At 70.5% G+C, this 20,858-nt stretch carries 19 protein-coding genes; 14 read left to right on the forward strand and 5 right to left on the reverse strand.

Annotated elements, in window-relative coordinates; translation table 11 throughout:
• Positions 1 to 23: 23 nt before the first annotated feature.
• Entirely contained in the window at positions 24 to 998 is a 975-nt protein-coding gene (locus AB0B33_RS21970; protein ID WP_247013682.1) for a tetratricopeptide repeat protein, read from the reverse strand.
• Between the two features lie 94 nt (positions 999 to 1,092).
• Here AB0B33_RS21970 and AB0B33_RS21975 point away from each other — a divergent pair, with 94 nt between their 5' ends.
• Positions 1,093 to 1,500 (forward strand): hypothetical protein, encoded by a 408-nt coding sequence (locus AB0B33_RS21975; RefSeq protein WP_247013684.1) that lies wholly within the window; start codon positions 1,093 to 1,095, stop codon positions 1,498 to 1,500.
• Here AB0B33_RS21975 and AB0B33_RS21980 read toward each other — a convergent pair.
• The gene (locus AB0B33_RS21980) at positions 1,497 to 1,802 is read right to left on the reverse strand and encodes a thiamine-binding protein (protein ID WP_247013686.1); all 306 of its coding nucleotides are present in this window, start codon (positions 1,800 to 1,802) and stop codon (positions 1,497 to 1,499) included. The two genes, AB0B33_RS21975 and AB0B33_RS21980, sit on opposite strands and share 4 nt — an antisense overlap.
• 78 nt (positions 1,803 to 1,880) lie before the next feature.
• Here AB0B33_RS21980 and AB0B33_RS21985 point away from each other — a divergent pair, with 78 nt between their 5' ends.
• Complete coding sequence (locus AB0B33_RS21985; protein WP_360774632.1) at positions 1,881 to 2,381, forward strand: MarR family transcriptional regulator; 501 nt, start codon at positions 1,881 to 1,883, stop codon at positions 2,379 to 2,381.
• 48 nt (positions 2,382 to 2,429) lie between these two features.
• On the opposite strand, the gene AB0B33_RS21990 is transcribed toward AB0B33_RS21985, so the two are convergent.
• From AB0B33_RS21990 to AB0B33_RS22000, 3 genes are all read right to left on the reverse strand, one after another.
• Positions 2,430 to 2,795, reverse strand: coding sequence for a DUF3817 domain-containing protein (locus tag AB0B33_RS21990; RefSeq protein ID WP_284743138.1), 366 nt, complete (start codon positions 2,793 to 2,795; stop codon positions 2,430 to 2,432).
• A 229-nt stretch (positions 2,796 to 3,024) separates the two neighbouring features.
• On the reverse strand, positions 3,025 to 5,412 hold the full coding sequence (locus AB0B33_RS21995) for a GH92 family glycosyl hydrolase (protein WP_360774635.1): 2,388 nt from the start codon (positions 5,410 to 5,412) through the stop codon (positions 3,025 to 3,027).
• 67 nt (positions 5,413 to 5,479) lie between these two features.
• Entirely contained in the window at positions 5,480 to 8,704 is a 3,225-nt protein-coding gene (locus tag AB0B33_RS22000) for a GH92 family glycosyl hydrolase (RefSeq protein WP_360774638.1), read from the reverse strand.
• Positions 8,705 to 9,008: 304 nt separating this feature from the next.
• On the opposite strand from AB0B33_RS22000, the gene AB0B33_RS22005 reads away from it, so the two are divergent.
• The 12 genes from AB0B33_RS22005 (at position 9,009) to AB0B33_RS22060 (ending at position 20,848) form a co-directional block, all read left to right on the forward strand.
• The gene (locus AB0B33_RS22005; RefSeq protein ID WP_247013694.1) at positions 9,009 to 9,992 is read left to right on the forward strand and encodes a LacI family DNA-binding transcriptional regulator; all 984 of its coding nucleotides are present in this window, start codon (positions 9,009 to 9,011) and stop codon (positions 9,990 to 9,992) included.
• Positions 9,989 to 11,026 carry a mannose-6-phosphate isomerase gene (locus tag AB0B33_RS22010; protein WP_360774641.1) on the forward strand — a complete coding sequence of 346 codons (1,038 nt, stop codon included), beginning with the start codon at positions 9,989 to 9,991 and terminating at the stop codon, positions 11,024 to 11,026. The genes AB0B33_RS22005 and AB0B33_RS22010 overlap by 4 nt, the downstream gene beginning before the upstream one ends.
• Positions 11,023 to 11,787 (forward strand): ATP-binding cassette domain-containing protein, encoded by a 765-nt coding sequence (locus AB0B33_RS22015; RefSeq protein ID WP_360774644.1) that lies wholly within the window; start codon positions 11,023 to 11,025, stop codon positions 11,785 to 11,787. The genes AB0B33_RS22010 and AB0B33_RS22015 overlap by 4 nt, the downstream gene beginning before the upstream one ends.
• Positions 11,784 to 12,833: an ABC transporter permease gene (locus AB0B33_RS22020; RefSeq protein WP_360774647.1), complete on the forward strand. Its 1,050-nt coding sequence runs from the start codon at positions 11,784 to 11,786 to the stop codon at positions 12,831 to 12,833. Before AB0B33_RS22015 ends, AB0B33_RS22020 begins: the two co-directional genes overlap by 4 nt.
• A gap of 30 nt (positions 12,834 to 12,863) precedes the next feature.
• Positions 12,864 to 13,859, forward strand: coding sequence for an ABC transporter substrate-binding protein (locus AB0B33_RS22025; protein WP_247013702.1), 996 nt, complete (start codon positions 12,864 to 12,866; stop codon positions 13,857 to 13,859).
• A gap of 199 nt (positions 13,860 to 14,058) precedes the next feature.
• A complete protein-coding gene (locus tag AB0B33_RS22030; protein ID WP_360774651.1) occupies positions 14,059 to 14,772 on the forward strand; it encodes a hypothetical protein in 714 nt (237 codons plus the stop codon).
• 45 nt (positions 14,773 to 14,817) lie between these two features.
• Positions 14,818 to 15,870 carry a histidine kinase gene (locus AB0B33_RS22035; RefSeq protein ID WP_360774655.1) on the forward strand — a complete coding sequence of 351 codons (1,053 nt, stop codon included), beginning with the start codon at positions 14,818 to 14,820 and terminating at the stop codon, positions 15,868 to 15,870.
• Positions 15,867 to 16,622: a LytTR family DNA-binding domain-containing protein gene (locus tag AB0B33_RS22040; RefSeq protein ID WP_360774657.1), complete on the forward strand. Its 756-nt coding sequence runs from the start codon at positions 15,867 to 15,869 to the stop codon at positions 16,620 to 16,622. The genes AB0B33_RS22035 and AB0B33_RS22040 overlap by 4 nt, the downstream gene beginning before the upstream one ends.
• Positions 16,623 to 16,659: 37 nt before the next feature.
• Positions 16,660 to 17,010: a hypothetical protein gene (locus AB0B33_RS22045; protein ID WP_360774659.1), complete on the forward strand. Its 351-nt coding sequence runs from the start codon at positions 16,660 to 16,662 to the stop codon at positions 17,008 to 17,010.
• Between the two features lie 85 nt (positions 17,011 to 17,095).
• On the forward strand, positions 17,096 to 18,820 hold the full coding sequence (locus AB0B33_RS22050) for a cation acetate symporter (RefSeq protein ID WP_360774661.1): 1,725 nt from the start codon (positions 17,096 to 17,098) through the stop codon (positions 18,818 to 18,820).
• 73 nt (positions 18,821 to 18,893) lie between these two features.
• The gene (locus AB0B33_RS22055) at positions 18,894 to 19,241 is read left to right on the forward strand and encodes a DUF485 domain-containing protein (RefSeq protein WP_247013713.1); all 348 of its coding nucleotides are present in this window, start codon (positions 18,894 to 18,896) and stop codon (positions 19,239 to 19,241) included.
• On the forward strand, positions 19,238 to 20,848 hold the full coding sequence (locus AB0B33_RS22060) for a cation acetate symporter (protein WP_247013715.1): 1,611 nt from the start codon (positions 19,238 to 19,240) through the stop codon (positions 20,846 to 20,848). Before AB0B33_RS22055 ends, AB0B33_RS22060 begins: the two co-directional genes overlap by 4 nt.
• The last annotated feature ends 10 nt before the right edge of the window (positions 20,849 to 20,858 follow it).

A 20,858-nucleotide genomic window follows, 5' to 3' on the forward strand; every position in this document is an offset into this window, starting at 1 on the left:
GTGGGGGCCTCTTTCGTGAGTTCTCAGAAGAGGGCGCTCGCCAGGTCGCGGCGGGCCTTCATCACGCGGTCGTCGGCCGGGTCGAAGAGGTCGAACAACGCCACCAAGTGCTCGCGGACCCGGTTGCGGTCCTCCCCCGCCGTGCGGCGGACCGCGTCGATGAGGCGCTTGAAGCCCGCCTCGACGTCGTTCGCCGCGATCTCCAGGTCGGCCGCGTCGAGCTGGGCCGTCAGGTCGGTCGGGTCGGCGTCGGCCTTGGCGAGGGCCTCCGGGTCCGCGCTCTCCGCGCGGGCGGTGAACTTGACCTGGGCCAGGGCGTTCTTCGCCAGCTCGTTGGCCGGCTCGACGTCGAGGATACGCTCGTACGCCGCCTGGGCCGCGGCGAAGTCGCCGCGCTCGAAGGCCTCTTCCGCTTCGGTGAAGCGCGGGTCCTCGGGCTCCTCGACCGGGCCGCCGCCGTTGGCCTCCGCCTCGCGGATCGACGGGAGCTTGTCGCGCAGGGCGTCCAGGAGCGCGTTGATCCACTTGCGGATCTCCGGCTCGGGCAGCGCGCCGGAGAACGCGTCGACCGGCTGGCCGCCGCCGATGGCGACGATCGTCGGGATGGACTGGGCGCCGAACAGCTGCGCGATGCGCGGGTTGGCGTCGACGTCGACCTTCGCCACGACCCACGCGCCGGCGGATTCGGCGGCGAGCCGCTCCAGCACCGGGGACAGCTGCTTGCACGGGCCGCACCACTCGGCCCACAGGTCGACGATCACCAGCTGGCGCAGGGACCGCTCGACGACCTCGGTCTGGAAGGTCGCCTCGGTGACATCGATCACGGCGTCGGTCGAGACGGGCGGCGGCGGCCCGTCGCCGCCGGGCGGGCCGGCCTGCGGGGCCGGCTGGCGCTGCGCCGAGTCGGCGCGGGCCTTGAGCGCGGACAGGTCGACCGCGCCGGAGAGGGCGGCCGACAAGGCCGCTGACTTCGCTGCAGATCCGCGTGGCTGTGTCACGCCCTCCATCCTGGCACGCGCGCCGGAGGAGTTTCACCGGGTGCCCCGGCCGGTCCGCTTGGCAGGACGGCCCCCGCTGGGGCAGGCTCGGCCGGTGCACATCCGGCGTGACGTGAAGGTGGGGCTGTCGATCGCCGCCGCCGTCGCGTGGATCGGCGCGGTGACGCTGCTCATCGTGCACGAGCCGGACCCGGGCGCCGCCTCCCCGGCCGAGCTGCGCGATCGCCTGGCCACGGCGCTTTCCGGGCACGACGCGGACGCGCTGGGCGGCCTGCTCGACTACCCCGGCTCCGGCGGCGGCGACTTCGCGAAGGACTACGTCGCGGTGCTCGCCGACCACGGCGCCCACGACGTGCGGGTGGCGCTGGGGCCGGACGCCGCCGCGCCCTCGCGCGCCACGGTGACGGGCACGCTCGGAGACGGGCAGCCGTTCAGCTACCCGCTGACGGTGACGAGCGAAGACGGCCGCTGGACGGTCGCCTTCACCCCGCCACTCCCCTAGTCCGCGTCGCGGAGGTGCGCTTCGATCCGGTCCACCTTGGCTTCCAGCTGGCCCTCGAAGCCCGGCCGGATGTCCGCCTTGAGGACCAGCCCGACGCGCGCCGAGCCTTCGCCCGCGGCCTCGACCGCGCGCTTGACGACGTCCATCACCTCGTCCCACTCGCCCTCGATGTTCGTGAACATCGCGTTGGTCGAGTTGGGCAGCCCGGAGTCGCGGACCACCTTGACGGCCTTGGCGACGGCTTCGCTCACCCCGCCGTCGGGCTCCCCGCCGGACGGGCTCACGCTGAACGCGACGATCATGGTCGGAAGTCCCTTCTTCGGTGCTCTTTCCGCCGGTCGGGCGACACGCGCCGGTACCCGCTGGTAACTTCGCGTGTCATGAACCGTCCGCTGCCGTTCGACCCGATCGCCCGCGCGGCCGCGCTCTGGGAGGACCGGATCGGCCCCTCCGGGACCATGGCCGCGGTGACCGGGGTGATGCGGGTCCAGCAGATCATCCAGTCCGCGGTGGACGGCGCGCTCAAGCCGCACGGCCTGACCTTCGCCCGGTACGAAGCACTGGTGCTGCTCACCTTCGCCCGCAGCGACAGCCTGCCGATGCGGGTGATGGGCGAGCGGCTCCAGCTGCACCCCACCAGTGTCACCAACATAGTCGACCGGCTGGAGCGCGACGGGCTCGTCAAACGCGTCCCGCACCCGACGGACCGCCGCACCACGCTCGTCGAGATCACCGACGAAGGCTGCAAGCGCCGCGAGACCGCGACCGAGGCCGTGACGACCATCGACTTCGGACTGTCCGGGCTCACCGAGCGGCAGACCGAGCAGCTGACCGACCTGCTGACGAAGGTGCGCCGGGCGGCCGGCGACTTCACGGAATGACGAAAAAGGCCCGCACCGGGCGGTGCGGGCCTTTCTCACGTCTTGGGATCAGACGGCGACGGGTTCGCGCACCTGGAACAGGCCGACACCGCCGTGGGACAGCCGCTGCGGGCCGTCGAGCTTGCCGTTGCGCAGCGCCCACTTCTCGAACAGCCACGTGAACAGCGGCGGGATACTCGCGAGCAGGGCGAGGACCAGCGTCTTCGGGCGCCAGCCGAGCGGCTTCGCCACGGACAGGGAGACGACCACGTAGAGGACGAAGATCACGCCGTGCACCATGCCGATGACGGGCACGCCGCCCTCGCCGGAGGAGTGGACGACGTACTTGAGGAACATCCCGACAAGCAGCGCCGCCCAGGAAAGGGCTTCGGCTACTGCGGCCACGCGGAATACTAGAGCGGCCTTGCTGGACACGTCTTCCTCCTGTGGGGTCTCACCACGTTGGTCACTGCACACGAGCTGTGTTCACAAAAAAACGCCCGACACACCGTCCAAGGCGGACTTGCCTTGTACGTCAACGGCGTCGTCGGACGTGCTGATACCAGTGTGAGGCGTGACGGCCCTCACCGGAACACCGGGTCCCGTGACGATGCTCACGAACGTGGTCCATTGTGGTCAAGACCACGTCCGTGAGCGCCGCTGTCTAGTCAGAACACGGGGAAACCGGTGCTGCGGACGGCGAAGTCCCCCACGTCGCCTTCGCGACGTCAGCAGTCAGGGAGAAGTCCAGCGTCGCGCCGCGCTCGAGTTGGCCGAAGCCGACGTACACCTTGTCGCTCGGCTTCGAACCGACCTTCAGCCCCGCGACGTACTGCAGCTTCGCGCCGTCCGCGCCGGGGGCCTTGATCGTGATGTCGCGCCCGTTCTCCAGGTGCAGCACGGACTTGGCGAACCGCGGCGCGTTGAGCACGAAGTTCCCAGTCCCTGGGACGGCAGGGTAGAGACCGAGGGCGCTGAAGACGTACCAGGCCGACATGGTGCCGAGGTCGTCGTTCCCGGTGACACCGTTGGGCGCGTTCGTGAACAGCGTGTGCGCGGCCCGCACGACCGTCGACGTCTTCGCCGGCTGCCCGGTGAGCGCGTACATCCACGGCGAGTGCAGGTCCGGCTCGTTGTTCGGGTTGTAGCGGAACTGGTCGTAGTAGTCGTACGGGCCGACGACCCAGTTCTCGCGCACCGCGGTCGCCGGGTTCTTCACCAGTTCGTCGTAGGCGAAGAAGTCGTCGAGGCGCTTCCCGGTGGCCGCCGGACCGCCCATCCGCTGCTCCAGGCCGGGGACGTCCTGCTGGACCAGCCACTGGTACTGCCAGGCCGTGCCCTCGTGGAAGCCGTCCTGGCTCTGCGGGCTGTACGGCTTGTCGGCCGGGCTGAACCAGGCACCACCGGCCACCTTCGGCCGGAAGAAGCCGGTGAAGCCGCGGTCGGCCTGCGTTTCGTCCCACAGCGTCCGGTAGGTCCGGCCCTTCGCGGCCAGCGCGGCGGCGTCGTCCTTCTTGCCGAGCGCGGCCGCCATGACCGACAGCGAACAGTCACCGAGCGCGTACTCCAGCGTCGCCGACGCGCCGTGGTTCGGGTCGGTGTCCTGGCCCTTCTTCGGGAAGTCCGGGTCGTACTGCACGAAGCCGTCGGCCTGGTAGCTCGCGTTGCCCGAGCGGCCCTGGAACGGCGACGACGCGGGCGGGATCTGCGTCGAGTTCTGCAGCAACGCCTGGTAGGCGCGCGCTTCCTCGCCCGAGAGCGCCCCGAAGCGCCAGAGGTCGACCAGGAACGGCGTGACCGGATCGCCGGTCATCGTGTTCGTCTCCTGGCTCGCGTACGCCCACCGCGGCAGCCAGCCGCCCTGGTCGTGGATGGCGAGGATGCTCTTGGCGATGTCCTTCGCCCGGCTCGGCCGCAGCAGCGCGAGGAGCTGGTTCTGGGAGCGGTAGGTGTCCCACAGCGAGAAGAAGTCGTAGTAGGTCCAGCCGACCGCGCGGTGGACTTTCTTGTCGAAGCCGTAGTAGCGGCCGTCGGCGTCGTTGGCCGTCAGCGGCTGCAGCAAGGCGTGGTAGAGCGAGGTGTAGAACACCGTGCGGTCGTCGGTCGCGCCGCCCTTGATGTCCACAGTGGACAGCTCGTGCCGCCAGGTGCGCTGGACGTCGGCCTTGGCCGCGTCGAACGACCGGATGCGCTCCGACGCCAGGTTGACCCGCGCGCCTCGGGCGTCCACCTGGGAGGTGGCGGTGGTGGCGGTGACCTGGCCGCCGCCCGCGAACGTCAGCCACGCGCCGCGCAGGCCGGCCCCGCCCGCGGAGGAGCGGGAGCCCGGCGTGCCGCCGGTCGGCGACCACGTGCCCGAGGACTTGAAGGGCTTGTCGAACTTCGTCGTGAAGTAGGTCGTGTAGGCCTTGCCGCCGCAGAAGGCCTGCGACTCCACGGTTCCTTCGACGGTCCGGTCGTCGACGACGCGGATGCTGCTGCCCGTCACCGGCTCCTTGTCGTTGGCCTGCCCCACGTTGACGAAGACGTTGGCATCACCGGGCTTCGCGAACGTGTAGCGTTCGACGCCGGCGCGGGTGGCCGCCGTCGTCTCGACGTCGACGCCGCCGTAGCCGGTCAGGTGGACCTTGTAGTAGCCGGGCTTGCCGACCTCACCGTCGTGGGTGAACGGCGCCGCGTACTGCTTCTGGTCGAATGTTTCGGGCGCACTCGTGTCGAACGCCTTGCCGGGACCGACTTCGCCGGTGGTCGGCAGCGTCGAGACGAGGCCGCCCTGCTCCCAGCAGCCCGCGCCGGACAGGAAGAAGTGCCCGAACCCGCGGATCGCGGTGTCGGTGTAGCGGTAGCCGGCGTAGTGCGAGGTGATCGGGCTGACCTGCGTCATCCCGAACGGCGCCGAGGCACCCGGGAAGGTGTTCCCCTCGTCCTGCGTGCCGATGAACGTGTTCACGGCGTCGAGAGCGTCCCCACCGGACGCCGAAGCGACCGCGGGACTCACCCCCGTCGCCACCACGGCGAGCGTCAACGCGCCCGCCAGGACCTTGCTCTTCACTGAGCTTTCCTCTCGATGCCAGGAAAGGCCGCCCGCGCGAGGCGGGCGGCCTTTCACAGGGGGATCACTACGCGCCGATGCCGATGGCGAACACGTGCAGGGCGCCGCCGCTCACGTTCGAAGGCAGCGTCACGCTCGCCACGGTCTTGCCCGCGTCGAGGGTGATCGGGTTGGTGCCGAACACCATCGTGCGGATCTGCTGCGGGTCGCTGCCCGAAGCGTTGCGGTACGGCGTGGACAGCACGATCCGGTTGCCGAACGCCGGCTGCGCGCCGCCGCCACCGAGGGTCCAGTCGGAGAACCCGATGGTCGCGGTGGAGGTGGTGCCGTCGGTGTAGGTCACCGTCAGCGTGCCGGACGCGTTGCCGTTGGACGCCGAGCCGAGCAGCGCGAGCCGCCCGGAACCGGTCACGTTCACCTTCTGGCCGCCGGCCACCACGTTGTCCGGGTCGCCCACCGGGAAGGACGGCCAGGTGAACTTGATGCCGTCACTGGTCACCGTGCCGCCCGGGGTGGCGCCGGCCGCGGCCAGCGCGTCGGCCGAGTAGCTCCAGCCGCCGCCGTCGAAGTTGGCCGCGCCCGAGTTCGAATCCGGGGAGATGCCGGCGTTGTCCACCGTGGCGAGCCAGCTGTTCGGCTGGGCCACCAGCACCGTCAGCACGGCCTGCGTGCTCGCGAGTCCCGGGGACGAGAACGTCACCGGGATGCGGCGGGCGCCGTCGGCCAGTCCCGCCGGCACCGAAACCGTCAGATCGGCCTTCCCCTTGCCACCGGCCGGGACCGCGATGCTGCCCGCCGCCGGGGTCAGCGTGATCCCGTCGACGCTGCCCGCGCTGTAGGTCCAGCTCCGGGCGGTGCCGGAGAGGTCCTGGACGCCCACGGACGCCTTCGACGTCGACCCCGCGGGCGTCACCGCGCGGGCCGGGTCCACAAAGGACAGGCTCGGCTTCTCCTGCTCGCGGAACGACGGCGGGGCGTCGGCCGCCGCGCTGCCCCACGCGGTCGCCGTGGCGGACCGCGTGTAGTCGAGCGTGCCGCCACCGGAGATCAGTGCCTCCGGCAGCCACGCCTTCGCGGCCGTGCCGCCGTTGACCTTCAGGCTGCCCACGTAGTCGCCGGTGCCCGGCGCGTTGACGGTGACCTTCTTGCCCGCGCCGGTCGTGAGCACGGCGTGCTCGAAGCGCGGGGTGACCAGCAGCGTCTCGGCGCGGCCCGGGATCTCCGGGTAGATGCCGAGCGCGGACCAGACGTACCAGGCCGACATCTGGCCGAGGTCGTCGTTGCCGATCAGGCCTTCCGGACGCGGGTTGTACAGCTCGTCCATCGAGCGGTGCACGATCGACTGGGTCTTGGCCGGGGCGCCCGCGTACGAATACACGTACGGCGCGTTGGAGTTCGGCTCGTTGCCCATGAAGGCGTACGGCTCCTGCGTACCCGCGTTCAAGTCGGTGAAGAAGGTGTCCAGCCGGGACTGGGTCGCGGTGTTCCCGCCGAACGCCGTCACGACGCCGCCGAGGTCGTAGGGCACCATCCACTCGTACTGCGCGCCGTTGCCCTCGACCCAGCCCTGAGAGCTGGCGGGGTCGTAGGTGCCGGCGAACGAGCCGTCCGCGTTGCGCGGCTGCAGGTGGCCGGTCCCGGGGTTGTAGAGGTTCTGCCAGTTCTGCGCGCGCTTCATGAACGTCGTGTACGTCGCGCTGTCGCCGAGCCGCTTCGCGAACTGGGCGATGGAGAAGTCGGCGCTGGTGTATTCGAGCGTGTCCGCGCCGGCGCCCGGCACGTACCCGAGCTTCTGGTAGTCCTCCAGGCCCGGCCGCTCGGTGTAGCCCTGCGTCGGCTGGGTGGCGCCCTTGATCATGAGCAGCAACGCCTTCTGGGCGTCGAAGTCACGCGCGCCGAACGCGTACGCACTGGACACGATGATGTGGTACGGGTCGCCGTTCATGACGCCGGTGTAGTCGTTGGCCACCGTCCAGCGGTCCCACGAGCCGCCCTGCTCGGCGTAGGCCATCATCGACCGGACGATGTCCGACGTCTCCTTCGGGTCGATCGTCGCCAGGAGGGGGACCTCCGAGCGGTAGATGTCCCAGCCGGAGAAGTTCGTGTACATCGCGTGGCCCTTGTCGGCCTTGTGGATCCGCCCGTCGAAGCCGATGTACTGACCGTCCACATCGGAGAAGACGTTCGGCTGGATCAGCGAGTGGTACAGCGAGGTGTAGAACGTCGTCAGGTCGGCGTCCGAGCCACCGGTGACGGCGATCTTGCCGAGCTGGTCGTTCCACGCCTTCCGCGCGCCGGCGGCCACCTTGTCGAACGACTTCCCGGTGTTCTCCGCCTTCAGGTTGGCCTTGGCGCCGTCCACGGATACGAAGGACAGTCCGACCTGGACGTTCACCTGGGCGCCGTTGAGGTTGGCGAAGGTGACGTACCCGCCGCTGCCCGGGCCGGACACGGTGGTGTTCTGCTGCTTGGCGGTGGTGGTGCGCGCGATCGAGGCGTTCACGCCGTTGGGCTGCGCGACCTTCGCCTTGGCACCGCCGGTTTCCGCGGCCTTGCCCGGCGTCACGGCGCCGTTCTTCCAGGTGCCGATCGAGGCGAACGGCGTGTCGAACTTGGCCGAGAAGTAGACGCGGTAGCTGTTCTGCGCGCCGCAGAAGCGGCCGCTCGTGGCCCAGCCGCTGATGGTGTCCTTGCCGATGGTGATCGACGCGTCGTCGGTGCCGTTGACCGAGCCGGAGGTGTTGACCAGCAACGTCGAGGACGCGCCCGCCGGGTAGGTCAGCCGCGCGGAGCCGGTGCGCTGGGTCGCGCTCAGCTCGACCTTCGCGCCGCTGTCGAGGGTGACGTCGTAGGCGCCCGCGGTCGCGTGTTCGTTGGTGTGCGAGAACTTCGAGGTGTAGTGGGACGGGTCGGTCGCCGGGGAAGTCGTCACTTCACCGACATAAGGGATGAACGGGATGTCCTCATAGGTCGAACAGCCCGCGCCCGAAAGGTGCGTCAGGCTGAACCCGGTGAGGGCGTTGTCGTCGTAGAAGTACCCGCCCGGCTGGGATTTCACCGTGTCGGGGCTCCACTGGACCATGCCGAACGGCGCCACCGCGCCCGGGAACGTGTTGCCGGCACCGCCGCCGGTGCCGTGGTCGGCGCCGCCGGGGCGGGTGCCGACGAAGGGGTTGACCCACTTCGCGAAATCGGTGCTCGTGGCTGCCGCGGCGGGCAAAGCGGGAGCCACCGCTGCCGTCACCGCCAAGGTCAAAAAGGTCAAACCGGCTCTTAAGCGCAATCGCGCCATGGCCATCGCCTCTCACGTCGTCAGCGCGACCGAAATGACAACCTTGTCGCGCAGTCGGTCGAACCGGGTCACCTTGGGCAGCGGCCCACCGGACAGTCAAGGTTCTCGTCAAGACCTGTCCACTTAAGGACACCATGATCAGCCGTCTGACCTACGACGTCGGTAGCCGAATCGGCACAATCCACGCAGCAGGCGTTGACAAGCCACGGGCGGGTGGCGTTCAATCCCGGTCACTATGACAACGTTGTCTCCACCCGGCCGCGACCGGGACGGCGCCGCGCGCACCGCGAGCAGGCGCGCCACCATGAGTGACGTGGCCCGGCTGGCGGGCGTCAGCATCAAGACCGTCTCGCGCGTGGTCAACGACGAGCCGGCGGTGCACCCGGACACCGCCGAGCGGGTCATGGCGGCCATCGAGCAGCTGGGGTTCCGGCGCAACCTGGGCGCGCGCAACCTGCGCCGCGGGTCGACCACCGGCACCATCGGGCTGATCGTCGAGGACGTCGGCAACCCCTTCTACTCCGAGCTGAACCGCGCGGTCGAGCGCATCGCGACGTCGTTCGGGCGCCAGGTGCTCACCGGCTCGTCCGAGGAGAACTCCGACCGCGAGCGCGAACTCGTCCTCGAGTTCTGCGCGCGGCGGGTGGACGGCATCCTCGTCGTCCCGGCCGGTCTGCAGCACGGCTACCTGGTGCCGGAGATGCGCGCGGGCACGCCGGTGGTGTTCATCGACCGCCCGGCCGGCGACATCGTCGCCGACACGGTGCTGGTCGACAACCTCGGCGGCACCATCGAAGCCGTCACGCACCTGGCGAAGCACGGCCACCGGCGGATCGCGTTCCTCGGCGACAGCCCGGACATCTTCACCGCGGCCGAGCGCCTGCGCGGTTTCCGCGAAGGCTGCGTCCGCAACGGGATCTCCTACGACGAGTCGCTCGTCTCCATGCGCACGCCGACGCCGGAGTACATCGGCGACGTGGTGAAGCGCCTGCTGCACGGCCCGGACGCGGCCACCGCGGTGATCGCGGGCAACAACCGGATCGCCGTGCACGTGCTGCGCGCGCTGGCCCACGCCGAGCAGCGGCCGGCGATGGTCGGCTTCGACGACTTCGAGCTGGCGGACCTGCTCGACCCGCCGGTCACCGTGATCGCGCACGACGTGAGCGCGCTCGGCCACGCCGCGGCCGAGCTGCTCTTCGCCCGCGTCCAAGGAGACCAGTCCCCGCCCAGAAAGGTAGTCCTGCCCGTGCATCTCGTCGCCCGTGGTTCCGGTGAGGTCGCCCCGTGACCCTCGAACCGATCCGCCTCCCGGCCAACCAGCCACCGCAGTTCTACCGCGGTGGCGACGCCATCGCGGCGCTGCGCGGGGCGTCGTCCGACAAGAAGTTCGGCCCGGAGGACTGGGTCGCGTCGGTGAGCACCATGTTCGGGCAGGACACCAACGGCCTCACCCGGCTCCCGGACGGCGCCTGGCTGCGCGACGCCGTCGAGCGCGACGCCCCGGCGTGGCTCGGCGCCAAGCACGTCGAAGCGCTCGGGACGTCGACCGGCCTGCTGGTGAAGCTGCTCGACGCGGGCCAGCGGCTGCCCGTGCACTTCCACCCGGACGACACGTTCGCGAAGCGGCACTTCGACTCGCACTTCGGTAAGACCGAAGCGTGGATCGTGGTCGGGACCTACGGCGACGACCCGCGCGTCTACCCCGGGTTCAAGGAGACGCTGTCGAAGGCCACCGTGTCCGAGTGGACGCGCGAGCAGGACGTGCCGTCGATGCTGGGCGCGCTGAACAGCGTGCCGGTCAGCGCGGGCGACACCGTCTACATCCCGGCGGGCCTGCCGCACGCCATCGGCGAAGGCGTGTTCGTCGTCGAACTGCAGCAGCCGACGGACTTCTCGCTCACCATCGAATGGCGGGACTTCCTCGCCTCGCCCGAAAAGGGCCACCTCGGCCTGGGCTTCGACACCGCGATCGAGGCGCTGGACACCTCGGGCTGGGACACCGGGCGGCTGGACACGATCATCAAGCGGACCGCCGGCGACAGCGGTTCGACGGTCGACCTGCTGGCCACCGGTTCGGAGCGGTTCTTCCGAGCCGAGCAACTGCGCACCGACAAGGCGACAACGTTGTCATTGGACCCGTCCTTCGCGGTTCTGGTCGTGCTCGACGGCGAAGGCACCCTGCGCACCGAGCACGGCGGCGAGTACGCGCTGGCCAAGGGCGACACCTACGTCGTGCCGTTCGACGCCGGCCAGACCGAGCTGTCCGGCACGGCGACGGCCATCCGCTGCCGCCCGCCGGCGCCGGAAGAGAGGAACGGATGAGCGAAATCCTCCTGGAAGCGGTCGGCCTGACCAAGCACTACGGCTCCGTAGAAGCTCTGCGCGGCGCGTCCTTCCAGGCCCGCGCGGGCGAAGTGACCGCGCTGATCGGCGACAACGGCGCCGGCAAGTCCACCTTGGTCAAGTGCCTCTCCGGCGCGGAGCAGCCGACGTCGGGCAAGATCCTCCTCGACGGCGCCGAAGCGCACTTCGACTCGCCGACCACCGCGCGGCGCCTGGGCATCGAGACCGTCTACCAGGACCTCGCCGTCGCCCCCGAGCTCGACCCGGCCGCGAACCTGTTCCTGGGCCGCGAAATCCACCGCAAGGGCATCCTCGGCAAGCTCGGCATGCTCGACAAGGCGGAGATGCGGCGGCGGGCCGTCGAGGAGTTCCAGCGCCTCGGCGTGACGCTGCAGAGCACCGACGTCCCGATCGGCTCGCTGTCGGGCGGGCAGCGCCAGAGCGTCGCGGTGGCGCGCTCGGTCGTGTGGGCGTCGAAGGTCGTGTTCATGGACGAGCCGACCGCGGCGCTGGGCGTCGTGCAGCGCGAGCGGGTCCTCGACGTCATCAAGAAGGTGCGCGACAAGGGCATCGCCGTGGTGCTGATCAGCCACAACATGCCCGAGGTGCTGTCGGTCGCCGACCGCGTCGAGGTGCTGCGGCTCGGCAAGCGCGTCGCCCGCTTCACCGGGGCGGACACGAAGCTCGAAGACCTCGTCGCCGCGATGACCGGCGCACTCGTGCAGGAGGAAGCCGCGTGAGCGTGTCCACTCCCCCGAAGGACATCCAGGAGTCGCCCGAAGCGGGCTTCGGCAAGCGGCCGCTGGGCAAGCGCCTGGTCGAGGCCAACACGTTCTGGATCGGGCTGGTCCTGCTGGGCCTGGTCGTGCTGTTCAGCGTGATCGCGCCGGACACCTTCCCGACGCTGTTCACCTTCCAGACGCTGTTCATCGAATCCGCGGTCCTGCTGATCCTTTCGGTCGGCATGACCTTCGTGATCATCACCTCGGGCATCGACCTCTCGGTCGGCTCGGTGCTGATCCTCTCCGGCATGGTCGGCGGCAAGACGATGGAGGCGCTCTCCGGCGGCGACGCGTCGAAGGCGGGCTGGGGGGTGATCGCCGTCGGGTTCGTCGTCGCCGTGGTCACCGGCACGATCTGGGGGCTGATCAACGGCGCCCTCGTCGCGCTGGCGAAGCTCCCGCCGCTGATCGTCACGCTCGGCACCATGGGGGCGGCGCTGGCCACCGCCTACCTGCTCAACGGCGGCTCGGACCTGCGGACGGTGCCGGCCGCCCTCACCCAGACCCTCGGCTACGGCACCTCCTTCGGCATCGTGCCGAACCTGGTGATCGTGGCGATCGTGATCACCGTGATCGGGGCGTGGCTGCTGCGGACGACGAAGTTCGGGCGGTACACGTTCGCGGTCGGCTCCAACGCCGAGGGCGCGCGCCGGGTGGGCATCGGCGTCACCGCCCACCTGCTGAAGGTCTACACGCTCACGGGTGTCCTGGCCGGGATCGCCGGGTTCCTGTCGCTGGCCTACTACAACTCGACCACCATCTCCGGGCACACCACCGACAACCTCAACGCCATCGCCGCGGTCGTGATGGGCGGCACGAGCCTCTTCGGCGGCGTCGGCACGATCCTCGGCACGGTGATCGGGGTGTTCATCCCCGCGGTGCTGCGCAAGGGCTTCACCATCATCCACGTCCAGGACTTCTGGCAGATGTTCATCGTCAGCTGGGTCCTGATCGCCGCGGTCTGGTTCGACCAGCGCCGCCGCCGTCGCCGCAACTCCCGCTGAGTCCCCCCGAGTACAAAGAGGTGCTTACGCATGAAGCTGACCAAGTCTCTCACCGCCATGGGTGCCGTGGTCTCCGCCGCGGCCCTGCTCACCGCGTGCGGGTCCGGCACGGTCGGGCAGACCGGGTCCGGTGACTCGGCCCAGCCGGTCGGGGGCAAGAAGCTGGCGCTGATCCCCGGCGTGCAGGCGGAGCCGTTCTACATCTCGCTGCAGTGCGGCGCGGAGGCCGAGGCGAAGAAGCTCGGCTACGAGCTGACCACGCAGGCGCCGCAGAAGTTCGACGCTCCCCTGCAGACCCAGCTGGTCAACGCCCTCGGCTCGAACCCGCCGGCGGCGCTGCTCATCGCCCCGACCGACGACACGGCGATGCTCGCGCCGATCCAGCAGGTCAAGGCCCGCGGCAGCAAGATCGTCGAGGTCGACACCGCGCTCAAGGACACCGGCGTGGCCGCGTCGTCCGTCTCGTCCGACAACGCCGCGGGCGGCAAGCTGGCCGCCCAGACGATGGCGAAGCTCGCGAACGGCAAGAGCGGCTCGGTGCTGGTGCTCGACACGATCGCCGGCACGTCCACGACGGCGGCGCGCGCGAAGGGCTTCGAGGACGAGCTGAAGAACACCCCGAACCTGAAGTCGATCGGCGTCCAGTTCACCCAGAACGAGCCGGAGCAGGCCGCGGCGAAGGTGACGGCGGCCCTGTCGTCGACGCCGGACCTGATCGGCGTCTTCGCGACCAACCTCAACACCGGCGAGGGCGCGGCGACCGGCCTGCGCAACGCGGGCAAGGTCGGCGCGGTGAACCTGATCGGCTTCGACGCCAGCCCGTCCGAGGTCGAGGGCCTGAAGAGCGGCCAGTACCAGGCCCTCATCGCCCAGGACCCGGCGTCGATCGGCACCCAGGGCGTCGACCAGGCTGTCGCCGCGATCGAGGGCAAGCCGGTGACGCGGAACCTGACCGCGCAGCTGCACTCGATCACCAAGGCGGACATGGAAGCCAACTCCCAGTACTTCTACAAGCAGTCCTGCTGATCGGTCCGTCAGGTCCCTGCGAGGGGTGCGCGCACCTCCCGTAGGGGCATTGACCAGCGGTTTCACCGCTGGTGATCGGTCACCGCCGGTCACCGCGGCGGGGCAACCGCTCACCGCACGGCCCGTTTCACGGACGGGTGCCGCCCGTCACACTCATCTGCACATGCATTTACACATGCATGATCGCAGGGAGGGTGCGATGAACTACGAACGATCGGCCGTGCACCGGACGATCTTCGCCGTGGACGTCGAGGGCTACGGCGATCGGTGCCGGACCACACCACACCGCTTGGCGCTGCGCGAGGGGCTGTACCGCGCGCTGTGCCGGGCGTTCGACGACGTGGGCGTCCCCTGGACGGCCTGCCGGAGCGAGGACTGCGGCGACGGTGTCTTCGTCCTGGCCCCGCCGCAGATCCCGAAGCGGCTCTTCGTCGAGTTCTTGCCCAACGCGCTCGCCGTGGCGCTGCACCGGCACAACCTGAACCACCACGCCGGTGCCCGGATCCGGCTCCGGATGGCGCTGCACGCGGGTGAGGTGGCCTACGACGACCACGGCGTCACCGCGCCGGCGATCAACCACGCGTTCCGGCTCCTGGACGCGGCACCGCTGAAGGAGGCGCTCAAGGCGTCGCCCGGCGTGCTCGGGCTGATCACGTCGGCGTGGTTCTTCGAGGAGGTCGTCCGGCACAGCGAGGGGCTGGACCCGACGACGTTCCGGCCGGTGCGGGTGGCGGTGAAGGAGACCCGCACGACGGGCTGGATCTCGCTGCCCGACCGGCCCTACCCGGCCGACGCGAGCCTGCTGGTGCGAGTGCCGGAACCCGCCGAGGTCACCGGCCTCGACGACTACCGGACCTGGCGCCGCTTCCGCCGCCACGCCCAGGTGCTGGCCGATCGCGGGGAACCGGGGTAGCCGTAGGATCTGTTCCCCTGGACACCGCCGCCGAGGGGAGGCCCGATGACCGTGCACCTGCGCCCGGCGTCGCGCGCCGAACCGCTGCCGGTGCTCGCCGCCGCCCGCCGGATCACCGACGACCTGCGCGACGGCCTCTCCGGCACCCGCGCGCGCCGCGCCGCGCACGGCCTGCGCCGGCTGTTCGGCTTCCCCGGGCTCGGCCTCACCGACCTGTCCGGTTCGCTGCTCTGGTCGGGACGGCCCGGGCCGGACGCGGTCGTCGCGACGGTGCTCGACGGCGTGCTGCACACCGAGGAACCCGGCTCCGCACCGGACGTCCTGGTGCTGCCGCTGCACGTCCGAGACGAACTGGCCGGGGCGCTGCTGGTGGTCGGCGACGTCCGCGAGGCGGTCGCGGCCCAGGCGGCGGACCTGGTCGTGCAGGCGCTGGAGCGCGGCCGGCTGGAGGCGTCGGCGGAACAGGCGGCGCAGGCCGAACTGCGGGCGCTGCGGGCGGAGATGTCCCCGCACTTCGTCTACAACGCGCTGACGGTGATCGCGTCGCTGGTGCGCTCGGACCCCGACCGCGCCCGCGACCTCATGCTCGACTTCGCCGACTACACCCGCTACAGCCTGGCGCGCCACGGCGAGTACACGGTGGTGGCGGAGGAGTTCCGCGCGATCGAGACGTACCTGGCGCTGCAGCGCGCGGTGCTCGGCGAACGGCTGCGCGTCCAGGTGCGGGTGGCGCCGGAGATCCTCGCCGTCGCCGTGCCGTACCTGGTGCTGGAACCGTTGGTGGAGAACGCGATCCGGCACGGCATCGAGCCACGCTCGGGCACCGGCTTCGTCCAGGTGCACGGCCAGGCGGAAGGGAACGACTGCGTGATCTTCGTCGAGGACGACGGCGTGGGCATGGACCCGAAGCGCGCGGCGGACCTCCTCGCCGGCCGCACCGGCGACGACGACCCGGCCGGCCTCGGACTGGCCAATGTGGACAGACGGCTGAGGGACGTCTACGGCGCCTGGTACGGGCTGACCGTGGAGACCGAGGTCGGCGCGGGCACCCGCGTGGTCGTGCGGGTCCCGCGGTTCCAGCCGGGGGTGCTGCCGTGACGTCGCTTCGCGTACTCGCCGTCGACGACCTGCCGCCCGCGTTGGACGAGCTCTGCCGCATGCTGCGCGAGGCGCCCGAAGTCGGCGAAGTCGTCGGTGCGGGCGACGCGCTGAAGGCGTTGAAGCTGCTTCAGGCAGATCGGTTCGACGCGGTGTTCCTGGACATCTCGATGCCGGGCCTCGACGGTTTGGAACTGGCTTCCCTGCTGGCGCGCTTGAGCGAGCCCCCGGTGATCGTGTTCGTCACGGCCCACGACGGCCACGCGGTGGCGGCGTACGGCATCGGAGCCGTGGACTACCTGTTGAAGCCGGTCCGCGCGGAACGCCTTTCGGCGGCGCTGGCGAAGGTGCTGCGGATGGCGACACCGGCTTCCCGCTCGACCCCCGACGCGATGGCCGCGCTGCCGGTGGAGTCCGGCGGGCGCACGAGGTACGTCCGCCGCGACGACGTCCTGTTCGTGGAGGCCCACGGCGACTACGTCCGCCTGCACACCCGCGGCGGCGTGCACCTGGTGCGGATGCCGATTTCGCGGCTCGAGGAGTACTGGGAGGGAACGGGGTTCAGCCGGGTGCACCGCGGGTTCCTGCTGGCGGTGGGCGCGGTGCTGGAGCTGCGCAGCGACAGCGCGGGCGGCTTGCTGGCCCACACGGAGGCCGGCGACGTACCGGTGAGCCGACGGCACGCACGGGACTTGCGGGACCGGCTGCTGGAGGCGGCCCAGCGCGGCCAGCTCGGACCGGGCCCGCGATGAACCGCGCAGCCGCCACCCACCCCCGGCCGGGCCCGCGATGAGCAAGATCCGCCGCGTCGCCGTCACCAGCCCGCAAACCCGGCTCGCCCACGCCCGCCGCCGCTCCCGCCACCGCTGGCGCCAGTCCCGCCTCCCCGTCGGCGACACCCAGCGCGCCACCACCCTCTACCGCGCCCAGCGCCGCCGCGGCATCCCCGCCCTCGTCCTGATGTTCGCCCTGCTGCTCGGCCTTCCCGGCGTCTTCGCGCTCTTCCCCGCCCTGGACACCGTGCGCCTCGTCGGCATCCCTCTCTCTTGGCTGATGCTCGCCGTCCTCCCGTACCCCGCGATGGCCCTCCTCGCCCGCTGGCAGCTCCGCCGCGCCGAGCGCCTCGAGGACGATCGATGACCCGCCTCCCCCTCCGGCCCCGAGCGCCCCACTGTGGCGTTGGGTGCATCCAGCGCACCCAATGTGGAACCGGCGGAGCACGCTAATGGGCATCGCGCTCGCCGTCGCCCCCGTCGTCCTCGTGACGCTGCTCATCGGCGTCCGCGGGGTCGCGGCGATGCGCACGACGTCCGACTTCCTGGTCGCGTCCCGCCGGATCTCGCCGCTGGTCAACTCGGCCGCCGTCTCCGGCGAATACCTGTCCGCGGCGAGCTTCCTCGGCGTCGCGGGCCTCGTCGTCAAGGACGGCATCGGTGCCCTGTGGTACCCGGTCGGCTTCACCGCCGGCTACATCGCGATGCTCGTCCTCGTCGCCGCCCCGATGCGGCGCTCGGGCGCCCTGACCGTCCCGGACTTCGCCGAAGCCCGGCTCAACTCCCCCGCGCTGCGCCGCCTCACCGCCGTCGTGGTCCTGGTGATCGGCACCATCTACGTCGTCCCGCAGTTCCGCACCGCCGGGCTGGTGCTCACCGCGGTCGGCGGCACGCCGTACTGGGTCGGCGTGGTCCTGGCGGGCACCGCGGTCAGCGTCACGCTCGCGCTCGGCGGGATGCGCGCGGCGACGTACGTCCAGGCGTTCCAGTTCGTGCTCAAGCTGCTGCTGTTCCTCATCCCGGCGATCTGGCTCGTCCTCCAGGCGGGCGCGGTCAACCGGACCGACGCGCTCAACCCCGTCGAGTTCACCCACTTCGCCCGCGAAACCCCGGTGCGCTTCGAAGTCGACGTCACCATGGAGATCCGCGAGCCGACCCCGGTGCGGCGCAACGGCATCGTGGAAACTCTGCCGCCGGGTGAATTCACCGCGCACAGCCAGGACGAAGTCGTGTTCGGCGCGGGGGCGGCGGTCCCGGCCGTCCGCGGCGGCGCCCCGCTCGGCGGCGCCGACTGGCAGCGGCCGCTGCTCGACCTCGGCGACCAGGGCTACCCCCTGCTCGGCACCTGGTCCGTGCTCATCGCGACCATGCTCGGCACGATGGGCCTGCCGCACGTGCTCATGCGCTTCCACACCAGCCCGGACGGCCGCGCCGCGCGCCGCACCGCCGCGATCACCGTGGCGCTGCTGGGGATCTTCTACCTGTTCCCCGGCATCTACGGCGTGCTCGGCCGGGTCCTCGTGCCCGGGCTGTACCTCTCCGGCGCGACGGACACGGTGGTCGTCGCGCTGCCGTACCAAGTGGACAGTGGCTGGGCCGGCGGTCTCTTCACGGCGTTGCTGACCGCGGGCGCGTTCGCCGCGTTTCTCGCGACGTCGCTCGGCCTGCTGCTGGTGATGTCCGGCGCCATCGCGCACGACCTCGTGCCCGGCGGGCTGCGCCGGCTGCGGATCGCGGTGTTCGGCGTCGCCGCGATCATGGTGCTGCTGGCGCTGCGCTCGGCCGAGCTCGACGCGGGGGTGCTCGTCACGTGGGGCTTCACCGTGGCCGCGTCGACGTTCTGCCCGCTGCTCGTGCTCGGCATCTGGTGGCCGCGGCTGACCGCGGCGGGCGGGATCGCCGGGGTGCTGACCGGGCTCGTCGCGTCGTCGGGCTCGATCCTGTTCGCCCTCGCCGGGCCGGACCTGCACGGCTGGGTGGCGATCTTGGTGCAGCAACCGGCACCCTGGTCGGTACCGCTGGCATTCGGCGCAATGGTGCTGGTCTCCCTGCGGGGCAGGCCACCCACCTGGTCGACGGCGGCGATGCTCCGGTTGCACCTGGACGAACCCCGTTCGACGGAACCGCGAGACCGTTCGTCAACCGTTCGTCGTCTGGCCCGGCTGTTGAGCCGCTGAATCTTCACGCGAGACTCACACGTCCCTACGGTGTCGCACGTCACTTTCCGCAGCGTCGCAGGGAGCAGCAGCGATGAGCACTACGGACACCGGCGGGCCCCCGGAAACGTCTGAGACGGTCTGGGAACACGCACATGACAGCACCGAGTTCCGGGAGCTGCGCAGCCGCCTGCGCCGGTTCGTCTTCCCCATGACGGCGTTGTTCCTGGTCTGGTACCTGCTGTACGTGCTGCTCGCGGACTACGCGCACGGCTTCATGAGCACCAAGCTCTTCGGGAACATCAACGTCGGGCTGGTCTTCGGCCTGCTGCAGTTCGTTTCGACGTTCGTCATCACCGGGCTGTACGTCCGGTACGCGAACCGGAAGCTCGACCCCGTGGCCGAGAAGATCCGGGAAGACATCGAGAAGGAGCAGGCATGACCGCGACACTTGCCGCGAGCGTCGAGGGCAGCAACCCGCTCCTCAACATCGGCATCTTCGCCCTCTTCGTGCTCATCACGCTGGTGATCGTGTTCCGCGCCAGCCGCAACTCCAAGACGGCATCGGACTACTACGCCGCCGGCCGCGCCTTCACCGGCCCGCAGAACGGCGTCGCGATCTCGGGTGACTACCTTTCGGCAGCGTCGTTCCTCGGCATCGCCGGTGCCATCGCGATCAACGGCTACGACGGCTTCCTCTACTCCATCGGCTTCCTGGTCGCGTGGCTCGTCGCGCTGCTGCTGGTCGCGGAACTGCTGCGCAACACCGGCAAGTTCACGATGGGCGACGTGCTGGCGTTCCGCATGAAGCAGCGCCCGGTGCGGGCCGCGGCCGCGACGTCGACGCTGATCGTGTCGTTCTTCTACCTGCTGGCGCAGATGGCGGGCGCCGGCGGTCTCGTCGCGCTGCTGCTCGGCGTCGAAGGCTCCGGCGCGCAGGCGCTCGTCATCGCCGTGGTCGGCATCATCATGATCGCCTACGTGCTGATCGGCGGCATGAAGGGCACCACCTGGGTGCAGATCATCAAGGCCGCGCTGCTGATCGTCGGCGCGCTCGCGATGACGCTGTGGGTGCTGGGCAAGTACGGCTTCAACTTCTCCAGCCTGCTGCAGGCCGCCGTCGACAAGGCGGGCAAGGCCGGCGAGACACTGCTCGGCCCGGGCAAGCAGTACGGCGCCACCGGAACGTCCAAACTGGACTTCCTGTCCCTCGGCATCGCCCTGGTGCTGGGCACCGCAGGCCTGCCGCACGTCCTGATGCGCTTCTACACCGTGCCGACCGCCCGCGACGCGCGCCGCTCGGTCGTCTGGGCGATCGTGCTGATCGGCGTGTTCTACCTGTTCACGCTGGTGCTCGGCTACGGCGCCGGTGCGCTGGTCGGGCCGGACACGATCAAGAAGGCGCCCGGCGGGGTCAACTCCGCGGCGCCGCTGCTCGCGCTCGAACTGGGCGGGCCGGTGCTGCTGGGCCTGATCTCCGCGGTCGCGTTCGCCACGATCCTCGCGGTGGTCGCGGGGCTGACGATCACGGCGTCGGCGTCCTTCGCGCACGACGTCTACGCGAACGTCGTCAAGCGGGGCAAGACGTCGCCGGACGCCGAGGTCAAGGTCGCCCGGATCACCGCGCTGGTGATCGGCGCCCTCGCGATCGGCGGCGGCATCCTGGCCAACGGGCAGAACGTGGCGTTCCTCGTGGCGCTCGCCTTCGCGGTGGCGGCGTCGGCGAACCTGCCGACGATCCTGTACTCGCTGTTCTGGAAGCGGTTCAACACCCAGGGCGCGCTCTGGTCGATCTACGGTGGCCTGGCCATCACGATCGTGCTGATCGTCTTCTCGCCGGCGGTGTCCGGCAAGAGCACGTCGATGTTCAAGAACGCCGACTTCGCCTGGTTCCCGCTGAGCAACCCGGGCATCGTCTCGATCCCGGCCGCGTTCGTCCTGGGCTGGCTGGGCACCGTCCTGTCCAAGGAGCACGACGAGAAGAAGTACGCCGAGATGGAGGTCCGGTCGCTGACCGGCGCGGGTGCCGAGAAGGCCGTCGCGCACTGACCCCCCGAAA

Origin of the sequence: Amycolatopsis sp. NPDC049159 (assembly GCF_040648295.1) — a bacterium.
GTDB lineage: Bacteria > Actinomycetota > Actinomycetes > Mycobacteriales > Pseudonocardiaceae > Amycolatopsis > Amycolatopsis pretoriensis_A.

Bases quoted from the DNA above. Each gene is read 5' to 3' on its own strand.
- AB0B33_RS22055 (WP_247013713.1), top strand. From the start codon at position 18,894: ATGAGCACTACGGACACCGGCGGGCCCCCGGAAACGTCTGAGACGGTC.
- AB0B33_RS22060 (WP_247013715.1), top strand. From the start codon at position 19,238: ATGACCGCGACACTTGCCGCGAGCGTCGAGGGCAGCAACCCGCTCCTC.
- AB0B33_RS21985 (WP_360774632.1), top strand. From the start codon at position 1,881: ATGAACCGTCCGCTGCCGTTCGACCCGATCGCCCGCGCGGCCGCGCTC.
- AB0B33_RS22035 (WP_360774655.1), top strand. From the start codon at position 14,818: ATGACCGTGCACCTGCGCCCGGCGTCGCGCGCCGAACCGCTGCCGGTG.
- AB0B33_RS22050 (WP_360774661.1), top strand. From the start codon at position 17,096: ATGGGCATCGCGCTCGCCGTCGCCCCCGTCGTCCTCGTGACGCTGCTC.
- AB0B33_RS22045 (WP_360774659.1), top strand. From the start codon at position 16,660: ATGAGCAAGATCCGCCGCGTCGCCGTCACCAGCCCGCAAACCCGGCTC.
- AB0B33_RS22015 (WP_360774644.1), top strand. From the start codon at position 11,023: ATGAGCGAAATCCTCCTGGAAGCGGTCGGCCTGACCAAGCACTACGGC.
- AB0B33_RS21980 (WP_247013686.1), bottom strand. From the start codon at position 1,802: ATGATCGTCGCGTTCAGCGTGAGCCCGTCCGGCGGGGAGCCCGACGGC.
- AB0B33_RS22030 (WP_360774651.1), top strand. From the start codon at position 14,059: ATGAACTACGAACGATCGGCCGTGCACCGGACGATCTTCGCCGTGGAC.
- AB0B33_RS22005 (WP_247013694.1), top strand. From the start codon at position 9,009: ATGAGTGACGTGGCCCGGCTGGCGGGCGTCAGCATCAAGACCGTCTCG.
- AB0B33_RS22000 (WP_360774638.1), bottom strand. From the start codon at position 8,704: ATGGCGCGATTGCGCTTAAGAGCCGGTTTGACCTTTTTGACCTTGGCG.
- AB0B33_RS22025 (WP_247013702.1), top strand. From the start codon at position 12,864: ATGAAGCTGACCAAGTCTCTCACCGCCATGGGTGCCGTGGTCTCCGCC.